This is a genomic window from Borborobacter arsenicus, assembly GCF_003934165.1.
GTDB classification, from domain to species: domain Bacteria; phylum Pseudomonadota; class Alphaproteobacteria; order Rhizobiales; family Rhizobiaceae; genus Pseudaminobacter; species Pseudaminobacter arsenicus.
On the sequence record NZ_RKST01000021.1, the window covers coordinates 38460 to 60650 of the forward strand.

22 protein-coding genes are annotated in these 22191 nt (G+C 62.8%); 4 read left to right on the forward strand and 18 right to left on the reverse strand.

Annotation, left to right across the window (positions count from 1 at the left end):
- Nucleotides 1-15: 15 nt before the first annotated feature.
- The 10 genes from sucD to acnA all read right to left on the reverse strand — a co-directional run bounded on the left by sucD (nt 16) and on the right by acnA (nt 10389).
- Nucleotides 16-918 (reverse strand): succinate--CoA ligase subunit alpha, encoded by a 903-nt coding sequence (gene sucD, locus EET67_RS20615; protein WP_128628099.1) that lies wholly within the window; start codon nt 916-918, stop codon nt 16-18.
- Nucleotides 919-924: 6 nt separating this feature from the next.
- On the reverse strand, nt 925-2121 hold the full coding sequence (gene sucC, locus EET67_RS20620; protein ID WP_128628100.1) for an ADP-forming succinate--CoA ligase subunit beta: 1197 nt from the start codon (nt 2119-2121) through the stop codon (nt 925-927).
- 9 nt (nt 2122-2130) lie between these two features.
- Nucleotides 2131-3099 (reverse strand): malate dehydrogenase, encoded by a 969-nt coding sequence (gene mdh / locus EET67_RS20625; protein ID WP_128628101.1) that lies wholly within the window; start codon nt 3097-3099, stop codon nt 2131-2133.
- 211 nt (nt 3100-3310) lie between these two features.
- On the reverse strand, nt 3311-4519 hold the full coding sequence (gene zapE / locus EET67_RS20630; RefSeq protein WP_128628102.1) for a cell division protein ZapE: 1209 nt from the start codon (nt 4517-4519) through the stop codon (nt 3311-3313).
- A 108-nt stretch (nt 4520-4627) separates the two neighbouring features.
- Complete coding sequence (locus tag EET67_RS20635) at nt 4628-5161, reverse strand: protease inhibitor Inh/omp19 family protein (RefSeq protein WP_128628103.1); 534 nt, start codon at nt 5159-5161, stop codon at nt 4628-4630.
- Between the two features lie 185 nt (nt 5162-5346).
- Nucleotides 5347-5604 (reverse strand): VOC family protein, encoded by a 258-nt coding sequence (locus EET67_RS20640; RefSeq protein ID WP_245451093.1) that lies wholly within the window; start codon nt 5602-5604, stop codon nt 5347-5349.
- A gap of 93 nt (nt 5605-5697) precedes the next feature.
- Nucleotides 5698-5901 carry a hypothetical protein gene (locus EET67_RS20645; protein ID WP_128628104.1) on the reverse strand — a complete coding sequence of 68 codons (204 nt, stop codon included), beginning with the start codon at nt 5899-5901 and terminating at the stop codon, nt 5698-5700.
- A 20-nt stretch (nt 5902-5921) separates the two neighbouring features.
- The gene (locus EET67_RS20650; RefSeq protein WP_128628105.1) at nt 5922-6302 is read right to left on the reverse strand and encodes a DUF2794 domain-containing protein; all 381 of its coding nucleotides are present in this window, start codon (nt 6300-6302) and stop codon (nt 5922-5924) included.
- A gap of 474 nt (nt 6303-6776) precedes the next feature.
- Nucleotides 6777-7529 (reverse strand): DUF1223 domain-containing protein, encoded by a 753-nt coding sequence (locus EET67_RS20655; RefSeq protein WP_128628106.1) that lies wholly within the window; start codon nt 7527-7529, stop codon nt 6777-6779.
- A 169-nt stretch (nt 7530-7698) separates the two neighbouring features.
- Complete coding sequence (acnA, locus tag EET67_RS20660; RefSeq protein WP_128628107.1) at nt 7699-10389, reverse strand: aconitate hydratase AcnA; 2691 nt, start codon at nt 10387-10389, stop codon at nt 7699-7701.
- Between the two features lie 283 nt (nt 10390-10672).
- Between acnA and ccmA the strand changes: the two genes are divergently transcribed.
- The 4 genes from ccmA (at nt 10673) to EET67_RS20685 (ending at nt 13063) form a co-directional block, all read left to right on the forward strand.
- Nucleotides 10673-11278, forward strand: coding sequence for a heme ABC exporter ATP-binding protein CcmA (ccmA, locus tag EET67_RS20665; protein WP_128628108.1), 606 nt, complete (start codon nt 10673-10675; stop codon nt 11276-11278).
- 210 nt (nt 11279-11488) lie between these two features.
- Nucleotides 11489-12154, forward strand: coding sequence for a heme exporter protein CcmB (gene ccmB / locus EET67_RS20675; RefSeq protein ID WP_128628110.1), 666 nt, complete (start codon nt 11489-11491; stop codon nt 12152-12154).
- Nucleotides 12155-12317: 163 nt separating this feature from the next.
- Complete coding sequence (gene ccmD / locus EET67_RS20680) at nt 12318-12488, forward strand: heme exporter protein CcmD (protein WP_128628111.1); 171 nt, start codon at nt 12318-12320, stop codon at nt 12486-12488.
- Nucleotides 12485-13063, forward strand: a complete 579-nt coding sequence (locus EET67_RS20685; protein ID WP_128628112.1) for a DsbE family thiol:disulfide interchange protein — start codon at nt 12485-12487, stop codon at nt 13061-13063. Before ccmD ends, EET67_RS20685 begins: the two co-directional genes overlap by 4 nt.
- A gap of 12 nt (nt 13064-13075) precedes the next feature.
- Here EET67_RS20685 and EET67_RS25700 read toward each other — a convergent pair whose 3' ends face one another.
- The 8 genes from EET67_RS25700 to EET67_RS20720 all read right to left on the reverse strand — a co-directional run bounded on the left by EET67_RS25700 (nt 13076) and on the right by EET67_RS20720 (nt 22186).
- Entirely contained in the window at nt 13076-13243 is a 168-nt protein-coding gene (locus tag EET67_RS25700; RefSeq protein WP_165899985.1) for a hypothetical protein, read from the reverse strand.
- Between the two features lie 230 nt (nt 13244-13473).
- Entirely contained in the window at nt 13474-14121 is a 648-nt protein-coding gene (locus EET67_RS20690; RefSeq protein WP_128628113.1) for a septation protein A, read from the reverse strand.
- 6 nt (nt 14122-14127) lie between these two features.
- Complete coding sequence (gene ftsY, locus EET67_RS20695; protein WP_128628114.1) at nt 14128-15756, reverse strand: signal recognition particle-docking protein FtsY; 1629 nt, start codon at nt 15754-15756, stop codon at nt 14128-14130.
- 14 nt (nt 15757-15770) lie between these two features.
- Nucleotides 15771-17054, reverse strand: coding sequence for a tRNA (N(6)-L-threonylcarbamoyladenosine(37)-C(2))-methylthiotransferase MtaB (gene mtaB, locus EET67_RS20700; protein WP_128628115.1), 1284 nt, complete (start codon nt 17052-17054; stop codon nt 15771-15773).
- On the reverse strand, nt 17054-17935 hold the full coding sequence (dapF, locus tag EET67_RS20705; protein ID WP_128628116.1) for a diaminopimelate epimerase: 882 nt from the start codon (nt 17933-17935) through the stop codon (nt 17054-17056). Before dapF ends, mtaB begins: the two co-directional genes overlap by 1 nt.
- Nucleotides 17932-18507, reverse strand: coding sequence for a GNAT family N-acetyltransferase (locus tag EET67_RS20710; RefSeq protein WP_128628117.1), 576 nt, complete (start codon nt 18505-18507; stop codon nt 17932-17934). Before EET67_RS20710 ends, dapF begins: the two co-directional genes overlap by 4 nt.
- Before the next feature lie 111 nt (nt 18508-18618).
- Nucleotides 18619-19398: a Bax inhibitor-1/YccA family protein gene (locus EET67_RS20715; RefSeq protein WP_128628118.1), complete on the reverse strand. Its 780-nt coding sequence runs from the start codon at nt 19396-19398 to the stop codon at nt 18619-18621.
- 238 nt (nt 19399-19636) lie between these two features.
- Nucleotides 19637-22186, reverse strand: a complete 2550-nt coding sequence (locus EET67_RS20720; protein WP_128628119.1) for an ABC transporter permease — start codon at nt 22184-22186, stop codon at nt 19637-19639.
- Nucleotides 22187-22191: the final 5 nt, after the last annotated feature.

Genomic DNA, 22191 nt, shown 5'->3' on the forward strand with positions numbered 1-22191 from the left:
CCCGTTGCCGACTGCCTAACCTTTGATTGCCTCAAGCAGTGTTGTGCCAAGTCGTGCCGGTGAAGGCGAAACGCGGATGCCCGCCGCCTCCATCGCCGCAATCTTGTCTTCCGCCCCGCCCTTACCGCCGGAAATGACGGCGCCGGCATGCCCCATGGTGCGGCCGGCCGGAGCCGTGCGCCCGGCGATGAAGCCGGCCATCGGCTTCCTGCGGCCGCGCTTTGCCTCATCCATGATGAACTGGGCTGCATCTTCTTCCGCCGAGCCGCCGATCTCGCCGATCATGATGATCGACTTGGTCTCGTCGTCGGCCAGGAACATCTCCAGCATGTCGATGAATTCCGTTCCCTTGACCGGATCACCGCCGATGCCGACCGCCGTGGTCTGGCCAAGGCCTGCATTGGTGGTCTGGAACACCGCCTCGTAGGTAAGCGTTCCGGAGCGCGAAACAACGCCGACCGAGCCCTTGCGGAAGATGTTGCCGGGCATGATGCCGATCTTGCATTCGTCAGGCGTGACGATGCCGGGGCAGTTCGGGCCGACCAGCCGCGACTTCGACTTGTCGAGCCGCGCCTTGACCTTGACCATGTCCATCACCGGAATGCCTTCGGTAATGCACACGATCAGTGGGATTTCCGCCTCGATCGCCTCGATGATCGCGGCAGCGGCACCTGCCGGCGGCACATAGACGACGGAGGCGTTGGCGTCCGTCCTTTCCTTGCCCTCGGCAACCGAAGCGAAGATGGGCAGGTTTTCGCCCTTCGAACCGGCCCAGGTTTCGCCACCCTTCTTGGGATGGATGCCGCCGACCATCTTGGTGCCGTGATAGGCCAGCGCCTGCTCGGTGTGGAATGTACCGGTCTTGCCGGTCAGGCCCTGAACGAGAACCTTGGTGTCTTTGTTGATGAGAATGGACATCTGGGCTCAGTTCCCCTTCACGGCCTTGACGATCTTCTGCGCGGCGTCGTCGAGATCGTCGGCCGACGTCACATTGAGCCCGCTTTCGCGAATGATCTTCTTGCCAAGCTCGACATTGGTGCCTTCGAGCCGCACGACCAGCGGCACCTGGAGCCCCACTTCCTTGACCGCCGCGACCACGCCTTCGGCGATGACGTCGCATTTCATGATGCCGCCGAAGATGTTGACCAGGATGCCCTTCACCGCCGGGTCCTTGGTGATGATCTTGAAGGCCGCCGTCACTTTCTCCTTGCTGGCGCCGCCGCCGACATCGAGGAAGTTTGCCGGCTCGGCACCATAGAGCTTGATGATGTCCATCGTTGCCATGGCAAGGCCGGCGCCGTTGACCATGCAGCCGATATTGCCGTCGAGCGCGACATAGGCGAGGTCGTATTTCGACGCCTCGATCTCCTTCTCGTCTTCCTCGGTGGTGTCGCGCAGTTCAATCACGTCCGGGTGACGGAACAGCGCATTATTATCGAAGGACACCTTGGCGTCGAGGACGCGCAGCCGGCCGTTCTTCATGACGATCAGCGGGTTGACCTCCAGCAGGCTCATGTCCTTTTCGACAAAGGCCCTGTAGAGGAGCGGGAACAGCTTCTCGCCGTCGCTCGCCGCATCACCGTCAAGCTTCAGCGCCGCATTGAGCTTCTTCACATCGTCCGCCGTCACGCCCTGTTCGGGGTCGATGGCCACGGTGATGATCTTTTCGGGCGTGGCTTCCGCCACCGCCTCGATGTCCATGCCGCCCTCGGTCGAAACCACGAAAGCGACACGGCCGACGCTGCGGTCGACCAGCAGCGACAGATAAAGCTCGCGGTCGATGTCCGCACCGTCCTCGATATAGAGGCGGTTGACCTGCTTGCCGGCAGCTCCGGTCTGCTTGGTCACCAGGATCGAGCCAAGCATCTCATTGACGTTGGCGACGACGTCCTCGATCGACTTGGCCAGCCGCACGCCGCCCTTGGCATCCGCCGGCAGTTCCTTGAACTTGCCCTTGCCGCGTCCGCCGGCATGGATCTGGCTCTTCACCACATAGAGCGGGCCGGGAAGGGCCTTGGCGGCAGCTTCGGCTTCATTCGCCTTGAAGACCGGCACACCCTCGGCCACCGGCGCGCCGAAGCCCTTCAGCAGTTGCTTGGCTTGGTACTCATGGATGTTCATCGCGGACCCTCACTTCTTGCCGAGATTGGGTGCTATGCCGACGCAAGCCTCGCACAGCCCGGCAACCGAGGCCACCGACTTGTCGAACATCTTTTGCTCGGCGCTGTTGAGGTCGATCTCGATGATGCGCTCGACGCCCTCGGCACCGATCACGGTCGGCACGCCGACATACATGTCCTTGACGCCGTACTGGCCCGACAGATAGGCGGCCGCCGGCAGCACGCGCTTCTTGTCCTTCAGGTAGCTCTCGGCCATGGCGACGGCCGACGCCGCCGGGGCATAATAGGCCGAGCCGGTCTTGAGCAGGCCAACGATCTCGCCGCCGCCCTTGCGGGTGCGCTCGACGATGGCTTCGAGCTTGTCCTTGGAGGTCCAGCCCATCTTGACCAGGTCGGGCAGCGGGATACCGGCCACCGTCGAATAGCGCGTCAGCGGCACCATGTCGTCGCCATGGCCGCCAAGCGTCATGGCGCTGACATCCTCGACCGAAACCTTGAATTCCTCGGCCAGGAAATAGCGGAAACGGGCCGAGTCGAGCACGCCGGCCATGCCGACGACATGGGTCTTGGGCAGGCCGGAGAATTTCTGCAGCGCCCACACCATGGCATCGAGCGGATTGGTGATGCAGATGACGAAGGCGTTGGGCGCGTATTTCTTGATGCCGGCGCCGACCTGTTCCATCACCTTGAGGTTGATGCCGAGCAGATCGTCGCGGCTCATGCCGGGCTTGCGCGGCACACCGGCGGTGACGATGCAGACATCCGCGCCCTCTATGCCGGCATAGTCATTGGCACCGCTGAAGCGCGCATCGAAGCCGTCGACCGGCGAGGACTGGGCGATATCCAGCCCTTTTCCCTGTGGAATGCCCTCGGCGATATCGAACAGAACGACGTCGCCGAGTTCCTTGAGACCGATCAGGTGGGCGAGCGTGCCGCCGATCATACCGGAGCCGATGAGGGCTATCTTGTTGCGTGCCATTTTAGGATTTTTTCCTTTGTCTTTGACCGGGCGGTGACGCTGCCGGAAGAGAACGTTAGGCCAGATGGATGTGGCTATGCAGCCAGAATTTGCGCCGATGGGATACCCCTATGGCCTTGGAAATTCAACCGATTATTTCACCATCAAGGATTTCAAACGGTTAGAACAAGTTGGATTTACGTAAACGTCAAAGTTTTAAGGCAAGTTGCCTTCAACGAACCTGGGTTTGCGCCAGCTTCGCCTCGGCGGCCAGGAATGCCCGCCGCCGCTCCCAGCTTTCAAGCCATTCGCGGCTCTGCATTTCCATCAGACGCGACACGGTGCGATCGAATTCAAAAGCCTCCGTCACCCCCGGCCGTCCGGCATAGAGGCGGTCCGGGGAAACATCGGCGCTCAGGATAAGATGCTTGCCTTTGTCGTAGAGCGTGTCGATCAGCAGGATGAAGCGCTTCGTGGCGCTGCGCAGCGTCTGGTCCAGCACCGGCACGCGATCGATGAAGAATGTGTCGAACCGCTCCGCAAGCGCCATGTAGTCGCGCGCGCCGAGCGGCTTTTCGCAAAGATCGGCGAAGGTGAAGCGCGCGGCCTCGCCCACCGCCTGCGGCACGACGATGTGCCGGCCCTTGACGCTGATCGTGGTGGATGTGGCGGGCGCACCGCCGGTCATTGCCTGCCATGCCTCGTCCATGCGCCGGTCGGTCTGCGGCCCGGCAGGCGTGAGATAGACCGGTATGCGGTCGAGCTTCTCCAGGCGATAGTCCTTGTCGGAATCGAGATCGAGAATATCGGCATGGCGCTTGAGCAGGCCGATGAAGGGCGTGAAAAGCGCCCGGTTCAGCCCGTCCCGATAAAGGTCGTCGGGGGCCACATTCGACGTCGCCACCAGCACCACGCCTTGCGCGAAGAGGGCCGAAAACAGGCGCGACAGGATCATCGCATCGGCAATGTCGGTCACCGAGAACTCATCGAAGCACAACACCCAGGCTTCTTCGGCAAGGGCCTTGGCGACCGGCGGGATCGGGTCGTCTTGCCTGGTGTCGCCATTCTTGCGGGCAAGGCGGTGCTTCTGGATGCGGTCCTGCGTATCGGCCATGAAGTCGTTGAAATGGATGCGGCGCTTGCGGCGCACCGGAACCAGTTCAAAGAACATGTCCATCAGCATGGTCTTGCCGCGGCCGACATCGCCGTGGATGTAAAGCCCCTTGACCGGCGCCAATGTCTCGCGCTTGCGGGCAAACAGCCAGCCCAATGCGCTCGCCTTGCTTGCCAGCCGCTTGGCGCATAGCTCATCGATCAAATGGTCCAGTGCGGTTGCCACCGCCTCCTGCGCCGGGTCACGCTGCAGCGCCCCGGTTTCGGCCAGATGGGCATAGCGCTGCATGACGGTTGCCCTCGTCTGGATACCGTCACGCAGATGCATCGATCATTTCACCGCAATTGGGCCGGCAGTTGCGCTGCACTCGGCCGCAGGAGAAAAAGGTCATCGTCTTTCCGGCCGCTCATCTGGCTGACGCAGCCGCCCGTCACCTCAACGGCTGAGCGAAATCGGCACGCCGCTTTCGGTCTGGCCGTCGAATTTCTCCGGTCCCGAAGAATAGAGCCGCGCCAGCGTGCCGCCACTCTCGTCATAGAGCGTAAGCTGCTTGCCGGCGACATTCCACGACTTCACGCCATCGATCGGAGCGGGGCAGCGCAGGGGACCCGCACGAAAGCCCTGGCCGAACTTGGTCTGCGGCGTGGCAACCCGGCAACTCTGACCGGCGACGGAGGCATTCCACACGCCCGCGACATTGCCGGCCGTCAGATCCGGCGCATTTGCTGCCGGTTCCGGCGGCAGGGCCGCCATCTGCGTGCCGCCGGGCGCAGCGGGGAACTGCGACGGATCGGCGGCGGTGCCGGGGGCGGCAGGCGGGGGCAGTTGCCCGGTCGTCACCTGGCCGGCGGGCGCTGGCGTAAGCGGCGCAGGCTGCGTGTCCAGCGACGACATGCGCGAGCTTTGGCAACCGCCGATTGTCAGCACTGCCAGCGAAAAGGCCAACAGGCCGGTTTTCGAAAAATTCATTCCACACCTCCGTCGGAGCCGACATGCGCGTCCGATCAATGCATCACCCCCCGGTAAACATGGTGATGTTGGCGGTATTTCAACCAGATATGGTTAAAATAGGGTTTGTTGCTAAAACTGTTGCAAAAATATCTCTATAGCAGCATCGACAGAGTGCCGAGTAGTCCGGCTTTTACAAGCAGCAATTATCCGCGCCGGACCGGGATTGCCAGGCTGGGAACGAATACATAGCCATCCGGACCGATGATGTGACATTCACGCAGCCCATGCGGCTTGTCGATCGATCCGGAAAGCACGGTGTGGTCATGTTTTCGCGCCAGGGCCTCGACACGGTCCGAATCGGCGCCATAGAGCCGGATTTCCAGCCCGGCACCGCGCGTTTCCACCTCGCTGATCACGCCGCTCATCGGATTGTCCTGATAGGAATGGTCGGCATGCAGCATGAAGACGGAGCCTAGAGCATTTTGCAGCCAAGTGGAATCACTTGGCGTCGCACAAATGCGGCAAAAACAAACAGATAGAGCGGCAGCCCGGATTTATCCGGGCGCCCGCCGCTCTAGGAGTTCGACCGCCGCAAAATCCTCGTCCGCATACACGATAGTGGCGCAAAGCACATTGCGGCAGAACTCCTCCATCGGTGCGATTTCACGCACCAGCAGGTTCACTCCGACGCCACGCGGTAGCGACCGTCCAAAATCCTCTGCTGCCATCCATGGCTGCCCGGTTCGCTTCTTCACCATGATACAGGATCGGGAATCCGCTACGCTTCCACCAGCCGCAACGTCTTGTCGAAGACGCTGAGCACACGGGCAAGCTCATGACCGCGCTTGAGGATCAGGCCGCCTGCCGCGACCACGCTGAAAGCCCCCTGCTTGCGCGCGAGTTTCGGGTTCTTCACGATCTGGAACAGCGGATGCTCGCGCGACCGCCGGAAAACCGAGAAGACGGCGCGATCGGAAAGATGGTCGATGGCATAGTCACGCCATTCATTGGCCGCCACCATCCGGCCATAGACCCGAAGAATCTGGTCCAGTTCGCGTCGATCGAAGGAGACGATAAGGGCCTGTCGCGCCCGTCTTGCCTCATGAAGGGGAATCAATATGGCGGATTCTTCCCCACCCTCCTCTGCGCGATCGGTCATTCGGATGAACCTTCCGTGACAGTTGACTAGGGTCAAGCGTCGCCCGATCGCGCATGAAAAGCAAGCCGCAATCACGCCCGGTTATCCTGCAAGGGGCGCCCGTCAACGATCAAAACAGTGGATGCTGGTCACAAACAGGCACAAACTGTTTTCATTGGTGATGCGTCGCCACATTTCTGACACTTTTTACCCAACCTCCCGCCCCATTGTCGGACGATTTTATGGGTGTTGCCTGAGACGGTTCGGTCCGGCACTGGCCTGTAAACCCCAAGCCCCCCGCCCACGGGTCGGAGTCGGATCGAACCAACCTCGGCTTCCCCAAGGATATGGGTTACATCCAGAAGCGAATTTGCCGGTGTCGACACTCTGTGGGCGCCGGTTTTTTAACGCCTGGAGCATTTGCAGCCAGACGGAATCGTCTGGCGTTGCACAGATAGAGCGAAAGCCGATCTTCCAAAAACAAGTGGTGACGGCTCAATCCGAATAGCGCAGCACGGCAGCCCCGAGCACAGGTCCGGGCTCGCCTTCCTTGCTTACCGACTGGAGAAGCACCGCACAGCCGCCATTGCGCGCAATCTTGCTCGCCGGCAGCTCATAGGTGGCGGCCTCGCCGTGCCACATGCCCCCTGTCTGGATATCCGAGACGGCGTTCCAATAAGTAACGGTACGACCCTTATTCTCACCCGTGCCGATCCCCACCGGGGTCGGTGGATCGAAATAGACCAGCACCAGATGAGCCTTGCCCGATCCATCCTGCGAAGGACCGGCCTGGATCATCAGACTATCTCCCGATCGCTCCACGCTCACGCTGACCGACATGCCCTGCCCGGCCTCATCCAGTTCCGCCAGCCCGTCCATGATATCGGCGCGCTTGGCGCCATTGACATGAATGCGGCCATTGATCACGACCTGCGGCGTGTAGACCGACCGCGAACCGAAGGAGCGCATATAGCCATATTGGCGCTCGGTGCTCTCGGGCTTGCTCATCTTGTCGCGCCAGCCGAGATAGTCCCAATAGTCGACATGATAGGCCAGTGCCACGAAGTCCGGATTCTTGGCGAATTCCTGGAAAAGCGCGTCGGCGGGCGGGCAGGAACTGCAGCCCTGGCTGGTGAACAATTCAATCACGCCGTCGGGCCTTGAGGTGTCGTCGGCCAAAGCTGTTCCCGCAAAAACCGGCAGGAGCATCAGGGCTACTGCCTGTGACAGGAAGAATCGATATTTCATGGCCGTTCCACAAACACTGCCCGGCGTAACCGGTCTCTTCTTTTCCCGAAACAATAGGCAGTGACGCCATCAACCAAAAGTCACGTTGCGGTGACAGGCGGCTCAACGCACATGAAAAAGCCCGCCGCGACAGGGGCGGCGGGCTTTTCGTCTAAACAGGGTTAGCTGCTTATGCCGCGAGGTCGCGCAGCACATATTGCAGGATGCCGCCATTCTTGAAGTAGTCGAGTTCATCGACCGTATCGATGCGGCAGATGATCGGGACATTCTTTACCGTGCCGTCGCCGAACGTCACCTTGGCATGCATCTTCTGACGCGGGCGGATGGTCTCCAGCCCCTCGATCGTCACCGTCTCGTCGCCCTTCAGGTCGAGCGAGGCCCATGACGTGCCTTCCTCGAAGACGAAGGGGATGACGCCCATGCCCACCAGGTTGGAGCGATGGATGCGCTCGAAGGACTGGGCGATGACGGCGCGCACGCCAAGCAGGTTGGTGCCCTTTGCCGCCCAGTCACGCGAGGAGCCGTTGCCATATTCGATGCCGGCGAAGATCACCAGCGGCACGTTCTCAGCCCGGTACTGCATGGCTGCGTCATAGATCGGCATCTCTTCCTTGGACGGGTAGTGGATGGTGTAGCCACCCTCGCGCCCGTTTTCGCCCAGCATGTGGTTGCGGATGCGGATATTGGCGAAGGTGCCACGCATCATCACTTCGTGATTGCCGCGCCGCGTGCCGTACTGGTTGAAATCGGCCACGCCGACCCCGTTATCCGTGAGGTACTTGCCTGCCGGCGAAGCCGCCTTGATGGAACCGGCGGGCGAGATGTGGTCGGTGGTGATCTTGTCGCCGAACAGGCCGAGCACGCGCGCGCCCTCGATCTTGCCGACCGCACCCGGCTTCAGGCCCATGCCGACGAAATAGGGCGGGTTCTGCACATAGGTCGAGGCGTCGTCCCAGGTATAGGTCTGCCCTTCGGGCGCCTGCACCGCCTTCCAATTGTCGTCGCCATTGAAAACGTCGGCATATTTGCGGGCAAACAGCTCGCGCGTGACGTTTTCGGCGATGAAGGCGTCGATCTCCTGCGTCGAAGGCCAGATGTCCTTCAGATAAACCGGCTTGCCGTTGCGATCCTCGCCGATCGGCTCCGTGGTCAGGTCCTTGGTCACCGTGCCGGCAAGCGCATAGGCCACGACCAGCGGCGGTGAGGCGAGGTAGTTGGCCTGCACGTCCGGAGACACGCGGCCTTCGAAGTTACGGTTGCCCGAAAGCACCGCCGCACCGATCAGGCCCTTGTCGTTGATGGTCTTGGAGATCGGACCCGGCAGCGGGCCGGAATTGCCGATGCAGGTGGTGCAGCCGAAGCCGACGAGATTGAAGCCGATCTGGTCGAGTTCCTTCTGCAGGCCCGACTTCTCCAGATATTCGGCGACCACCTGGCTGCCCGGTGCAAGCGAGGTCTTCACCCAAGGCTTCTGCTTGAGGCCAAGCCGGTTGGCATTGCGTGCCAGCAGCCCGGCGGCCATCAGCACGCTCGGATTGGAGGTGTTGGTGCAGGAGGTGATGGCCGCGATGACCACGTCGCCATGGCCGATATCGTAGTCCGCGCCTTCGACGGCATAGCGCCTGGCGATGTCGGCGGTCTTCTTGTACTCGGTTTCCATCGCCTTGGCGAAACCGGCCGGAATGTCCTGCAGGGCCTGGCGACCTTCAGGCCGCTTCGGACCGGCCATGGACGGCACCACGTCGCCGAGATCGAGCTCGAGCAGGTCGGTGAAGACCGGATCGGCCGAGGAATTGTCGCGCCACATGCCCTGCGCCTTGGAATAGGCTTCGACCAGTTCGATGCGGTTTTCGGCGCGGCCCGACATTGTGAGATAGCGCAGCGTTTCCGTATCGGCCGGGAAGAAGCCGCAGGTCGCGCCATATTCCGGCGCCATGTTGCCGATCGTGGCGCGGTCGGCCAGCGTCATGTTGGAGAGGCCCGGGCCGAAGAATTCGACGAATTTGCCGACAACGCCCTTCTTGCGCAGCATCTGGGTGACGGTGAGCACAAGGTCGGTGGCGGTGACGCCTTCCTTGAGCTTGCCGGTCAGGCGGAAGCCGATGACCTCGGGCAGGAGCATGGAGACCGGCTGGCCGAGCATGGCAGCCTCCGCCTCGATGCCGCCGACGCCCCAGCCGAGCACGCCAAGACCGTTGATCATGGTGGTGTGGGAATCGGTGCCCACGCAGGTATCCGGATAGGCGACCGTCTCGCCGCTCTCGCTATTGGTCCACACCACCTGGCCGAGATATTCGAGATTGACCTGGTGGCAGATACCGGTGCCCGGCGGCACCACGCGGAAATTGCGGAACGCCTGCTGGCCCCATTTCAGGAATTTGTAGCGCTCCTGGTTGCGCTTGTATTCAAGCTCGACATTGCGGGCAAAGGCCATCGGCGTACCGAATTCGTCGACGATGACGGAGTGGTCGATGACCAGGTCGACCGGAACCAGCGGGTTGATCTTCTGCGGATCGCCGCCGAGATTGGCCATGGCGTCGCGCATGGCGGCAAGGTCGACCACGGCCGGCACGCCGGTGAAATCCTGCATCAGCACGCGGGCCGGGCGATAGGCGATTTCCACGCCCGCAGTGCCCTTGTCGGTGAGCCAGCCGGCAATCGCCTGGATGCTCTCCTTGGTGACGGAGCGGCCGTCCTCGTTGCGCAGCAGGTTTTCCAGCAGCACCTTCATCGAATAGGGCAGTTGGGCGATGCCGGTCAGGCCGTTCTTCTCGGCTTCCGGCAGGCTGTAATAGACATACTCCGCTCCGGCAACGCTGAGCGTGCGGCGGCAATTGAAACTGTCGAGTGATTTGGACACGTACGATCCCCTAAAGTCGGTTTGCCGATATGGGGGCGGACGCCAGTGGGCATGCATATCACGCGCAAAGGTGCGGGTACGGCCATTTCCGCTGTCCGCTCCCATGCGACCCGGCCGTTCAAGGCGGCGCGCGTGCTGGTTCGGCGCAAAATTCTGTTACCGCGCCGACCGCTGGCGTGGTTGGCTGGCATATAGAGAATTTTCTGGAATAGTTCTAGGCTACTGAAGGACTATTTTGTCGGCCCGCGCTTGGCGGTGCCAATATCAGGATTATGGGGGACGAATGCGGCTGATCGCCGACCGACTTGGCGGAAAACGTGGTGGCGAGACAGTCTTTTCAGACGTTTCATTTGCACTTGGGCAAGGCGACGGGCTGATCGTCACCGGCCCGAACGGTGCCGGAAAGTCGACGCTGCTGCGGACTGTAGCTGGACTCCTGCCGACCGGCGCCGGGGCGATTCGCTTCGAGGCGGCCGGCGCCGATTTTCCCACGCTTGCCTCCGCCTGCCACTATCTCGGCCATGAAAACGGGATGAAGAAGGCGCTGACCGTCTCGGAAAACCTCGCCTTCTGGCAGGAATTCCTCGGCAGCCCGCATCTCCCGGTAATCGATGCGCTGGAAATGGTCGGGCTCGACACGATCGGCCATCTGCCGTTCGGCTATCTGTCGACCGGCCAGAAGCGGCGCATCGCCATTGCGCGGCTGTTGGTGAGCTACCGTCCCGTCTGGCTTCTCGACGAGCCGACTGCCGGCCTCGACAAACACTCCGAAATCCAGTTCATCGCCCTGATGAAAGCGCATCTCGAAGACGGCGGCATCATCATTGCCGCGACGCACCTGCCGCTCGGCCTCGACGAGGTGAAAGAGTTGAGGTTGGGCCTCACCTGAAATGACTGCATTCCTCCGCGCCCCCCTCTGTCCTGCCGGACATCTCCCCCACAAGGGGGGAGATTGGCCTACACGTCGATTTTCGCTCCTCGCACCGGCTGTAGAAAGGGCGGCGTCACCAAAGCTGCTGATCTCCCCCCTTGTGGGGGAGATGTCCGGCAGGACAGAGGGGGGCAACGTAGAACGCCACACTAACTCGCGGGGCACCGCATGCTAGCGCTCTATCTCCGCGATGTCCGGCTGGGCATCCGCGCCGGTGGCGGCGCGCTGACCGGCATCCTGTTTTTCCTGGCGGTGGTGGCCACCATCCCCTTCGGCGTCGGCCCGGATCTCAACCTGCTTGGGCGCATCGGCCCGGCCATTCTGTGGATCGGCGCGCTGCTCGCCTCACTGCTCGGGCTCGACCGGCTGTTCCAGGCCGATCGCGAGGACGGTTCGCTCGATCTCCTGATGCTCGCCGGCGACCGGCACATGCCGGCGCTGACCGTATTCGTCAAATGCCTGGCGCATTGGACGGCATGCGTGCTGCCGCTGGTCATCGCCACACCGCTGCTCGGCCTTTTCATGAATATCGAGCCTATCGGCATCGGCGCCGCCGCCGTGACCCTGCTCGTAGGCACGCCGGCGATCACCTTCATCGGCGCGGCCGGTGCTGCGGTGACGGTTGCCCTGCCGCGTGGCGGGCTGATGGTCTCCGTGCTGGTGCTGCCGCTGGTCATCCCGGTGCTGATTTTCGGCGTCTCGGCAAGCTATGGCGCGGTCGCCGATCCCGACCCGTTCCTGCCGCCCTTTCTCATCCTGTGCGCGCTGACGCTGTTTCTGGCGGTGATCGGTCCGGTTGCCGCTGCGCTCGCACTGGAATCGGGCGTGGATTGATGGGGATGCAAGGCCAGGCTGTCGGCCGATCTGCAAATCCGCCGCACCGGCGCTCGATTGCGTAGCCGGTGCGCCACTTGTATGAAAGTGCCATGAACAAGGCAGGACCGTTGCGCGCACAACACCTCAAATGCCTGGCAAAACCATCTTGCCGGAGGCTCGCATGACGGCGCATGCCCTCTATGTTTCGGCGGCCTATGCGATATCCGCGCTCGTGCTTGCAGGTCTGGTCATCTGGATCCTTGCCGACCAGCGCGGCAGGCGGCGCGAGATGGCCGAACTGGAAGCAAGCGGTGCCCGCCGCCGGTCGGATCGCGGTAGTATCAAGAAATGACGACAGACAGCGAAGCCAGGAAATCCGGTCCGCGACTGATCGTGCTGCTGCCGCTGGCGATCTTCCTGGTGCTGGCCGGCATCTTCCTGATGCAGCTTTTGTCCGGCCGCGACATTTCGGCTGTGCCTTCGGCGCTGATCGGCGAACCGGCGCCGAAGACCGTGCTGCCGCCGCTTGAAGGCATTTCGCTGCCCGGCATCGACTCCGGGCAGTTCGCCGGCAAGGTCACGCTGGTCAATGTCTTTGCATCCTGGTGCGCGCCGTGCCGCGAAGAGCACCCGGTCCTCATGGCGCTCGCGCAGGACAAGCGCTTTGCCATTGCCGGCCTCAACTACAAGGACAAGCCGGAAAATGCCCGCCGTTTCCTGGGGGACCTCGGCAACCCCTACGGCGCCGTCGGCACCGATGAGGCCGGCCGCAGCGCCATCGACTGGGGCGTCTATGGCGTGCCGGAAACCTTCATCATCGGCAAGGATGGCAAGGTCTTGTTCAAGCATGTCGGACCGCTGACGGTGCAGTCGGTCCAGACGGTCGTGCTGCCGCAGATCGAAAAGGCGCTCGCGGCAACGCCGTGAGGCGTATTGAACTTAGCCGTAGATCTCGCGATAGGCACCGCGCAGCATTTCGTCGCGATTGCCGTTGATATCGGCAAGGTCGCGATGCGTCATGCTCTCGATCTCGGCGATGAGGCGATTGTAGCGGCGGCGCTTTTCGACGCGCTCCCGGATGCGATTGACCGCATTGGACAGGATCATGGCAGGCTCCTTTCAAAACGCGCCTGAACCGGCGCAAGGCTCCTCCCTGACCCCACAAAGATCGGCATAGATGCGCTGCATTGCAACATATATTGCTGCAATGCAGCAATGCGGGCATTGCATATGCGGTACGATCCCGAAAAGCTGCAGACTTTTCGGACAAGATCACGCTTCAATAACAAAGGCTTAGATCGAGATGGGTCATCTCGATCTAACGGTGACCTTGGAGCTTATTTGCCGAGCCGTTCATCCAGCGAGTGCCGCATGATCAGTGGCATCTGGAAGAAGGTGAAGACCAGCGTGATCGGCATGATGCCCCAGACCTTGAAGGCCACCCAGGTGTCGGTCGAGAACGAGCGCCAGACCACCTCATTGACGATTGCCAGGAACAGGAAGAACAGCCCCCAGCGCAAGGTGAGCTTTCGCCAGCCCTCGGCATCGAGCCGGAAGGCGGAATCGAACACATAGCCGAGCAGCGACTTGCCGAACAGCAACCCGCCCAAAAGCACACCGCCGAACAGCGTGTTGACGATGGTCGGCTTCATCTTGATGAAGACGTCGTCCTGCAGATAGAGCGTCAGCGCCCCGAATACGAAAACCACCACGCCGGACACCAGCGGCATCATCGGCAGCGTGCGCGTCAAAATCCACGACGCAACCAGCGCAATCGCGGTGGCGATCATGAACAGGCCGGTGGCGATGAAGATCGGCCCGCCGAAATCATTGAGGGCCGGGATTTTCTCGGCCAGCCACGCACCGCGCGCATTGGCGAAGAAGAACACCATAAGCGGCCCCAGCTCCAGGACCAGCTTGAGCAGCGGATTGATGTCCTTCTTCTTCGGGTCGGACGGGTCGCGTTCGAGGATCGGTTCGGTCATTGCGCTTCACTCTACTCCTGCGATCGCCTTGGCGAAATCGCCGGCTGAGAATGGCTCCAGATCGTCGACCTGTTCGCCGACGCCGATGAAATAGACCGGCAATCTATGCTTGGCGGCGATGGCCACCAATATGCCGCCGCGCGCCGTGCCGTCGAGCTTGGTCATGACCAGCCCGTTGACGCCCGCGACATTGCGGAAGATCTCGACCTGGTTCAGCGCATTCTGGCCGGTCGTGGCATCGACCGTCTGCAGCACGGTATGCGGCGCATCCGCATCGTGCCGGCCAAGCACGCGGACGATCTTTTCGAGTTCCGCCATCAACTCGGCCCTGTTCTGGAGCCTGCCGGCCGTATCGATGATCAGTACATCGGAACCGGCTTCCTTGGCCTTCTCATAGGCGTCCCAGGCAAGACCGGCAGCATCCGCGCCGAGCTTGGAGGCCACCACCGGCGAATTTGTGCGCTCGCCCCAGATCTTGAGCTGTTCGATAGCCGCCGCGCGGAAGGTGTCGCCGGCGGCCAGCATCACCGACAGCCCGCCCTCGGTCAGTTTGGCGGCCAGCTTGCCGATCGTCGTCGTCTTGCCGGTGCCGTTGACGCCGACCACGAGGATGACATGCGGCTTGTGCGACAGGTCGAGTTCAAGCGGCATCGCCACCGGCGCCAGCACCTTCTCGACCTCCTCGGCCATGATGCGGCGCACATCGGCTTCCGTCGTCTGGCGGCCATAGCGACCGGATGTCAACGTGTCGGTGATGCGGATTGCCGTTTCCATGCCGAGATCGGCCCGGATCAGCACCTCTTCCAGATCATCGACAATATCTTCGTTGAGGCGGCTCTTGGTGAAGACGCCGGAAATATTGTCGCCAAGTTCCTTCGATGAGCGCGCCAGGCCGGATTTCAGCCGCTGGAACCAGCTTTGCCTGGGGGCCTGCGGGGCGGGTGCTGCCGGCTCGGCCTTCTGCTCGACCTTCTTCGACACCGTGACCTTGCCAGCGGCTCGCGCAGGTGTCGGCTGCGGAACGGCGGAAGGCTCCGGCGCGATCTCGTCGCGCAGCGGCTCGGCGGCTATGGGTTCCAGCTGGCGCAATGGCGCAGGAATTTCGGCGGGCGGCACATCATCCGCCGCGTCCGCGACAGGTTGTTGCCCTTCCGATTCAGGCTCGGCGGCTGCAGCCTCGGGTGCGGTTGCGTGCATGGTCGGCGCAGTTGCCGGCGTCTCAGGCGGCGAGGGGATTTCCTCGGGCAGGTCAGGCGCCGACGGCTCTTGCGGCGCAACAGGCACCTCGGCTGGCGCAGGTTCCGGCTCCGCCGGGCTCGGCGTGGGCGCCGGCTGTTCGGCGGGTTTTTCAGGCTCGGTTTCCGGGACTTCCGGCGCGGGCTCCGGTTTCGGCTTTTCCGGCGGCACCGGCTGCGGCGCAGGTTCCGGCTCGGGGATCGCAGGCGGTGCAGGCGGGGTCTCGGGCGCGGGCCCCTCGGCCGGGGCGGACGGCGTTTCGGCGATTGCCGCAGCCTCATCGGCCGGTTTCAGCGCTTTCAGCGCCTCGATATCGGCCGGCAGTGGCGTGTCGGCGGGTTGTTCCTCGGCCTGTTTCTTGCCGAAGGAAAAGACTTTCTTGATGAAACCGAATGCCATGCGGTCCGCTTTCCTCAGGCCGCAATCTGGGCGACAGGGCTGGCAATCAGCCGCGCGCCGTCCTGGCCGGTGATCTCGGCCGCAACGATGCTGCCCGGTGCACCGCCCTTAATTGCCGCAAGCGTGAAGCCTTCCGTGCGGCCGAGCCCGTCGCGCTCGATCAGGATGGATTGCCTGGTGCCGACCAGCACTTGCAGATGGTGTCGATAGGCGGCCTCGCCGGCCGCGCGCAGCCTTGCCGCGCGCTCCTTGATCGCCTGTCCGGCCACCTGTGGCATGCGCGCCGCCGGCGTTCCCTCACGCGGCGAGAACGGGAAGACATGCAGATGCGTCAGGCCGCATTCGGCGACAATTCTCAGAGAATTTTCGAACATTTCTTCCGTTTCGGTCGGAAATCCGGCGATTATGTCGGCGCCGAAGACGATTTCTGGACGAATTTCGCGCACTTTTTCGCAGAAACGGATCGAATCGTCGCGCAAATGGCGGCGTTTCATGCGCTTCAGAATCATGTCGTCGCCCGCCTGCAGCGACAGATGCAGATGCGGCATCAGCCGCTTCTCAGTGGCGATGGCTTCCAGCAAATCATCGTCGGCCTCGATCGAGTCGATGGAGGACAGCCGCAGCCGGCGCACATCCGGCGCCTGGCGCAGGATCGTCTTGACCAGCTTGCCCAGCCTCGGCGCGCCCGGCAGGTCGGCGCCATAGCTGGTCATGTCGACGCCGCTCAGCACGATCTCGGCATAGCCATTGCCCGTCAGGCGCTTGATCTGCTCGACCACTGCACCCATCGGCACCGAACGCGAATTGCCGCGGCCGTAGGGGATGATGCAGAAGGTGCAGCGATGGTCGCAGCCATTCTGCACCTGCACGAAGGCACGCGCCCGGCCTTCGATCGCATCGACCATGTGGCTTGCGGTCTCGCGCACGCTCATAATGTCGTTGACGCGCACCTTTTCGGTGTCGTTGACGCCGAAATCGGGCAAAGCGCGGTAATTATGGGCCTTCAGCTTCTCTTCATTGCCGAGAACCAGATCGACCTCGGCCATCTGCGCGAAGGCCTCCGGATCGGTCTGCGCCGCGCAGCCGCTGACGATGATGCGCGCGTTCGGATTTTCCCGCCGCGCCTTGCGGATCGACTGCTTGGCCTGGCGCACCGCTTCGGCGGTCACCGCGCAGGTGTTGAAGATCACCGCGCCGTCCTTCAGCGCGCCGAGCCCTGCAGCCTCCGCCTCGCGGCGCATCACCTCGGATTCATAGGTGTTCAGCCGGCAGCCGAAAGTAACGACGTCGATGGCCATCAGGCGACATCCTGCCGGTCACGCCGCCACAGGCCGGTGGCCGGGTCGAAGCTCCCGGAAAATTCCCATTCGGCCGGGCCGGTCATCACCACATGGTCGTCCTCGCGCCAGTCGATGGCAAGCAAGCCACCCGGAAGCGTGACGGTGACCTGGCGGCCGGTGCGGTTGGTGCGGGCGGCGCTGACGGCTGCGGCGCATGCGGCCGAGCCGCAGGCGCGTGTCAGCCCGGCGCCGCGCTCCCAGGTGCGCAAGGTCAGCGCATCGCGCGAAGTGACCTGCGCAATCGAGATATTGGCGCGCTCTGGAAAGATCGGATGGTTTTCAAGCAGCGGTCCGAAGCGCTCGAGGTCGTAGGACCAGACGTCCTGATCGACCCAGAAGATCGCATGCGGATTGCCCATCGAGGCAACCGAAGGCGAGTGCAGTACCGGGGCGTCGATGGGACCGATCTGGAGTTCGATCATGCGGGTATCGCGAAACTCCTCGGCAAGCGGAATCTCCTGCCAGCCGAAGCGCGGTTCGCCCATATCGACCGAAATCAGCCCATCCTCATGCTCCTCGGCATTGAGGATGCCGGCGATCGTCTCGAAGGTGAATATCTTCTCGCCGGTTTCGGCGGCAAGCGCCTGCACCACGCAGCGCATGCCGTTGCCGCAGGCCTGCGCCATCGAGCCGTCGCAATTGATGATCTCGATATAATTCGCCGTTCCGGGCGTGCGCGGATCGTGGATTGCCATGATCTGGTCGAACTTGGTCGCCGGATCGGCATTGAGCGCAACGGCCGCCTTAGGCGCGATGCGATCGGCACGGCCACGCATATCGGCAACGATGATTTCGTTGCCGAGCCCGTTCATCTTGGCGAAAGGCGCATTGGTGCTCATTGCGGCCTATATGGCGGAAACACCGGCGAATTACCAGTCTCGCCATCGGGAAGCGTTGTCTTCCCGCCATTCATCGAAAGCTGCATGAAAACCGTGTCGAGCCAGCGTCCGTGTTTGAAACCGGAACCTTCGAGCATGCCGCAATGGCGGAAGCCCAGCGCCTCATGCAGTTTCACCGATGCACTGTGCGGGCCGCCGTCGCCGATCACCGCCATCATCTGGCGAAAGCCGAGCGCGCGCGTATCGGTAATCAGCCGTTCCAGCAAAGCCCGGCCGAGGCCCTGCCCCTGGCGATCGGGCGCGATATAGATCGAATCCTCGACGATGAAACGATAGGCGGGGCGCGGCCGGAACGGTCCGGCATAGGCGTAGCCGGCAACCTCGCCGCCAAGCTCGGCAACGATATAGGGAAAGCCGCCGTCGCGAAGCCTGCTGAACCGCGCCTCCATCTCCTGGCGCGAAGGCGGCTCAAGCTCGTAACTGGCCGTGCCGTGACGCACGGCATGATCATAGATCGCCGTAATTGCATCGAGATCGGCAATTTCGGCGGGTCTTACAGCAATGCCGCTCATGTCGGGCCTGTCCGGGAGTTTCGGGTTCCGCCCGAATAAAGCAGCCGATCCCGTAAAAGAAAAGGGCGGCCCTGAAGGCCGCCCCGATCTTTTTCTGTTCGATCCCGACCGCTATTCGCGGTTGCCGAGGAACTGCAGCAGGAAGGTGAACAGGTTGATGAAGTCGAGATAGAGCGTCAGCGCACCCATGATGGCCTTGCGGCCGGCGACCAGAACGTCGTCGCCCTCGAAATACATTTCCTTGATCTTCTGCGTGTCATAGGCGGTCAGGCCGGCAAACACCAGGACGCCGATCGACGAGATGGCGAACTGCAGCGCCGAGGACTGCAGGAAGATGTTGACGACCATGGCGATGATCAGGCCGAACACGCCCATCACCAGGAAGGTGCCCATGCCGGTCAGGTCACGCTTGGTCGTGTAGCCCCACAGCGACAGTGCGCCGAAGGCGGCAGCGGTGACGAAGAAGGTCTGCGTGATGCTCTGGGCGGTGAATACCAGGAAGATCGACGACAGCGACAGGCCCATCAGGCCGGCGAAGACCCAGAACGCGGTCTGTGCGCCGGAAACACTCATGGTATGGACGCGCGCGCTCAGGAAGAAGACCATGCCGAGCGGGGCGAGCATCACCAGCCACTTGAGCGGCGAACCGTAGAGCGCAACGCCGACATTGGTCAGCATCTTGCCATTGGCAAGGGTTGCGACCGCGCTGGCGGGATCGTTGGTGGTGGCCATCATCATCGTGGCAAGAGCGGCCACGCCGGTGATTGCGAGGCCAAGCGCCATAAGGTTGTAGACCTTGAGCATATAGGCGCGCAGGCCCTCGTCGATGACAGCGTCGGCGCGGGTGCCCGCGGGCGCGACACGTGTCTGGTAGTTGCGGAGGTCAGCCATTGTATTCCTCTTTGCTTCTGCCCCGTCCGGTGTCGGGCCTTTTTACCATGAACCCAGGCGCCGCTGGCGGGACTCCAGCATGCCTGCGGCAGAATATGATGATTCTTTCAGGCGAGAACAAGACCCGTTACGTCGCGAAATGCCTTGTGATTACGTTAAAATTTATTAACCCGGCAGGCAGGTTATCTCTACGCAACTCCGGACGCAAAACCGCTAAGCACTTTTGCTGGAGTTGCTTTTAGAGCGTGCGCAGCACCGGCGCGGCCTTCTGGCCGAGCACCCGCCAGGTTCCCAGAAGCCCGATCCCGACCGTCACCACCAGCGCGACCAGCAGCGTCGCCACCGCGACCTCAGGCAGGAAATGCCAGGGCAGCTTCATTATTCGTGTGACGACAAACCACGCGGCGATGCCCCCCGCAGCGAGCGCGAAGACCGCCGTTGCGAACCCGATCAGCATATATTCCAGCGAAAAGGCCTTTATCAGCGTGTTGCGCGTTGCCCCGAGCGTCTTCAGCACCACGGCATCATGCACGCGCGCCCGGTTGCCGGCCGCAAGCGCCCCCGAAAGCACCAGCACGGAGGCGATCAGCGCCACGCTGGCGGCGGCGCGGATGGCGGTGCCGATCTGCCCGACGATGCGGTTGACGACATCCAGCGCATCCTTGACGCGCACCGTGGTGACGGCCGGAAAAGCGCGTGTCACCGCGTTGAGGACCCGTGCTTCCTCGGCCGGCGTGGCATCAGACGTCATCAATGTCGCCAGCCAGCTATGCGGTGCGCCGGCGAAGGTGTTGGGCGAAAACACCATGACGAAATTGATGCCCATCGATTCCCACTGCACCTCGCGGAAACTGGCGATGGTGGCCGTCACATTGCGACCAAGCACATTGACCGTCACGGTATCGCCGAGCTTCAGGCCGAGTTCGCGCCCCTCCTGTGCGGAAAACGACACCAGCGGTTCCCCGTCATAGTCCGGCGGCCACCATTTGCCTTCGCTCAGCGTCGAGTTTTCAGGAACGTTCCTGGCATAGGTCAGGCCGCGGTCGCCGCGCAGCACCCAGCCTCCCTCGGCAGGCACCTTGATCTTCTGTACTTCCACGCCGTTCAGCGCCATCACCCGCCCGCGCAGCATCGGCACTCGCACAAGCTTGCCGTCTGGCGCCTGCGCCTGGACAAGATCGGCGAAGGCATCGACATCGGCGCTTTGTATGTCGACAAAGAAGAAATTGGGCGCCTGTTCCGGCAGGCCGCCGGTAATCTGCCGGCGCAGATTGCCGTCGATCAGCGCCAGTGTCACCAGCAGCGTGAGCCCCAGGCCGAGCGACAGCACGACCGAAGGGGTGAGCGCGCCGGGCCGATGGATGTTGCCGACTGCCAGCCGCAGCGCGGTAGAGCGCACCCGTGGGCTTTTGCGCGCCAGCCATTGCACCAGGAGGCCGACACCCCGCAGCACCGCAAAGGCAAAGATCGTAGCCGCGACGAAAATCGCCGCGATGCGGCGGTCGCCGGAAAACCAGATGGCCAGCAGCGCCAGAAGGATCGCAATGCCGGCAGCCGCAGCGACATAGGCAAGGCGCGGCAGGCCGCCAGCGCCAAAACCCATCTCGCGAAACAGCGCGGTGGCCTGCACCTCGCGCGCCCGGCCGAGCGGCAGCAGGGCGAAGGCGAGCGTCACCAGCACGCCGAACAGCGCCGCCATCGCCAGCGCACCGGGATAGAGGCCGCCCTCGGCCGGAACCGGGATGACCGAGGAGAGTGCGGCCCCCGCCGCAAACGGCATCAGCGCTCCGAGCAACAGGCCAATCACGATGCCGATGCCGGCAATCATCAGGATCTGCACCAGATAGACGGTGAAGACAAAACCGCCCGAGGCGCCAAGGCTCTTGAAGGTGGCGATGACGCCGCGCTTGCCGTCGAGATAGGCGCGCACCGCATTGGCGACGCCCACGCCGCCGACCACCAGCGCCGTCAGCCCGACCAGCGTCAGGAATTGCGAGAAGCGCTCGATATTAGAGGAAAGCGCCGGGGCTGCATTGGTGCGCGTGCGGATGCTCCAGCCGGCCTGCGGGAATTTTTCGCCCGCCTCAGCGCGGATGCCGGCAAGCCGCGTTTCGCTCGTACCGTCGGGCAGGCGCATCTTGTAGGCGTGCTCGACCAGGCTTCCCGGCTGGATCAGACCCGAAGCCCTCAGCCCCTCCAACGACACCAGAAGACGTGGCGCGAAGCCAAAGCCTTCCGACACGGCATCTGGTTCGGTCAGGATCGTCGCGCGCAACTGGAACGTGGCGCTGCCGAGCTTTATCAGGCTCCCCGGCTTGATCCCCAACCGTTCGAACAACTGGCTGGATGCCACCGCGCCGAACGCGCCGTCCTGTTCATCGAAAAGTGCGGGGCGGGACAGCGCCGGTTCGGTGACAAGCTCACCGAACAAAGGATAGGCGCCATCCACCGCCTTGACTTCGGCAAGCGCCTGATCGGAACCGTCCGGCAGCCGCGCCATGGAGCGCATATTGGCGCTTTCCGACACAGAGCCGAGTCCTTGCAGAAATGCCTTTTCCTCGGCGCTCGCCTCGCGCTGGTTGAGCTGGAAGCGCAGATCGCCGCCGAGCAGCATCTGGCCTTCATTGGCAACGCCCGCGGTGATCGAGCGTGCGACCGAATTGACGCCGCCGATTGCCGCCACGCCAAGCGCGATGCAGGTGAGGAAGATCAGGAAACCGGAAAGACCGCCACGCATCTCGCGCAGCGAAAACCGTAAAGCTAGCGATAGCGTGCGGGACAATGGCATCGGGG

Coding starts and splice junctions, on each gene's coding strand:
- sucD (WP_128628099.1), bottom strand. CDS start 918: ATGTCCATTCTCATCAACAAAGACACCAAGGTTCTCGTTCAGGGCCTG.
- sucC (WP_128628100.1), bottom strand. CDS start 2,121: ATGAACATCCATGAGTACCAAGCCAAGCAACTGCTGAAGGGCTTCGGC.
- mdh (WP_128628101.1), bottom strand. CDS start 3,099: ATGGCACGCAACAAGATAGCCCTCATCGGCTCCGGTATGATCGGCGGC.
- zapE (WP_128628102.1), bottom strand. CDS start 4,519: ATGCATCTGCGTGACGGTATCCAGACGAGGGCAACCGTCATGCAGCGC.
- EET67_RS20635 (WP_128628103.1), bottom strand. CDS start 5,161: ATGAATTTTTCGAAAACCGGCCTGTTGGCCTTTTCGCTGGCAGTGCTG.
- EET67_RS20640 (WP_245451093.1), bottom strand. CDS start 5,604: ATGCTGCATGCCGACCATTCCTATCAGGACAATCCGATGAGCGGCGTG.
- EET67_RS20645 (WP_128628104.1), bottom strand. CDS start 5,901: ATGGTGAAGAAGCGAACCGGGCAGCCATGGATGGCAGCAGAGGATTTT.
- EET67_RS20650 (WP_128628105.1), bottom strand. CDS start 6,302: ATGACCGATCGCGCAGAGGAGGGTGGGGAAGAATCCGCCATATTGATT.
- EET67_RS20655 (WP_128628106.1), bottom strand. CDS start 7,529: ATGAAATATCGATTCTTCCTGTCACAGGCAGTAGCCCTGATGCTCCTG.
- ccmA (WP_128628108.1), top strand. CDS start 10,673: ATGCGGCTGATCGCCGACCGACTTGGCGGAAAACGTGGTGGCGAGACA.
- ccmB (WP_128628110.1), top strand. CDS start 11,489: ATGCTAGCGCTCTATCTCCGCGATGTCCGGCTGGGCATCCGCGCCGGT.
- ccmD (WP_128628111.1), top strand. CDS start 12,318: ATGACGGCGCATGCCCTCTATGTTTCGGCGGCCTATGCGATATCCGCG.
- EET67_RS20685 (WP_128628112.1), top strand. CDS start 12,485: ATGACGACAGACAGCGAAGCCAGGAAATCCGGTCCGCGACTGATCGTG.
- EET67_RS25700 (WP_165899985.1), bottom strand. CDS start 13,243: ATGATCCTGTCCAATGCGGTCAATCGCATCCGGGAGCGCGTCGAAAAG.
- EET67_RS20690 (WP_128628113.1), bottom strand. CDS start 14,121: ATGACCGAACCGATCCTCGAACGCGACCCGTCCGACCCGAAGAAGAAG.
- ftsY (WP_128628114.1), bottom strand. CDS start 15,756: ATGGCATTCGGTTTCATCAAGAAAGTCTTTTCCTTCGGCAAGAAACAG.
- mtaB (WP_128628115.1), bottom strand. CDS start 17,054: ATGGCCATCGACGTCGTTACTTTCGGCTGCCGGCTGAACACCTATGAA.
- dapF (WP_128628116.1), bottom strand. CDS start 17,935: ATGAGCACCAATGCGCCTTTCGCCAAGATGAACGGGCTCGGCAACGAA.
- EET67_RS20710 (WP_128628117.1), bottom strand. CDS start 18,507: ATGAGCGGCATTGCTGTAAGACCCGCCGAAATTGCCGATCTCGATGCA.
- EET67_RS20715 (WP_128628118.1), bottom strand. CDS start 19,398: ATGGCTGACCTCCGCAACTACCAGACACGTGTCGCGCCCGCGGGCACC.
- EET67_RS20720 (WP_128628119.1), bottom strand. CDS start 22,186: ATGCCATTGTCCCGCACGCTATCGCTAGCTTTACGGTTTTCGCTGCGC.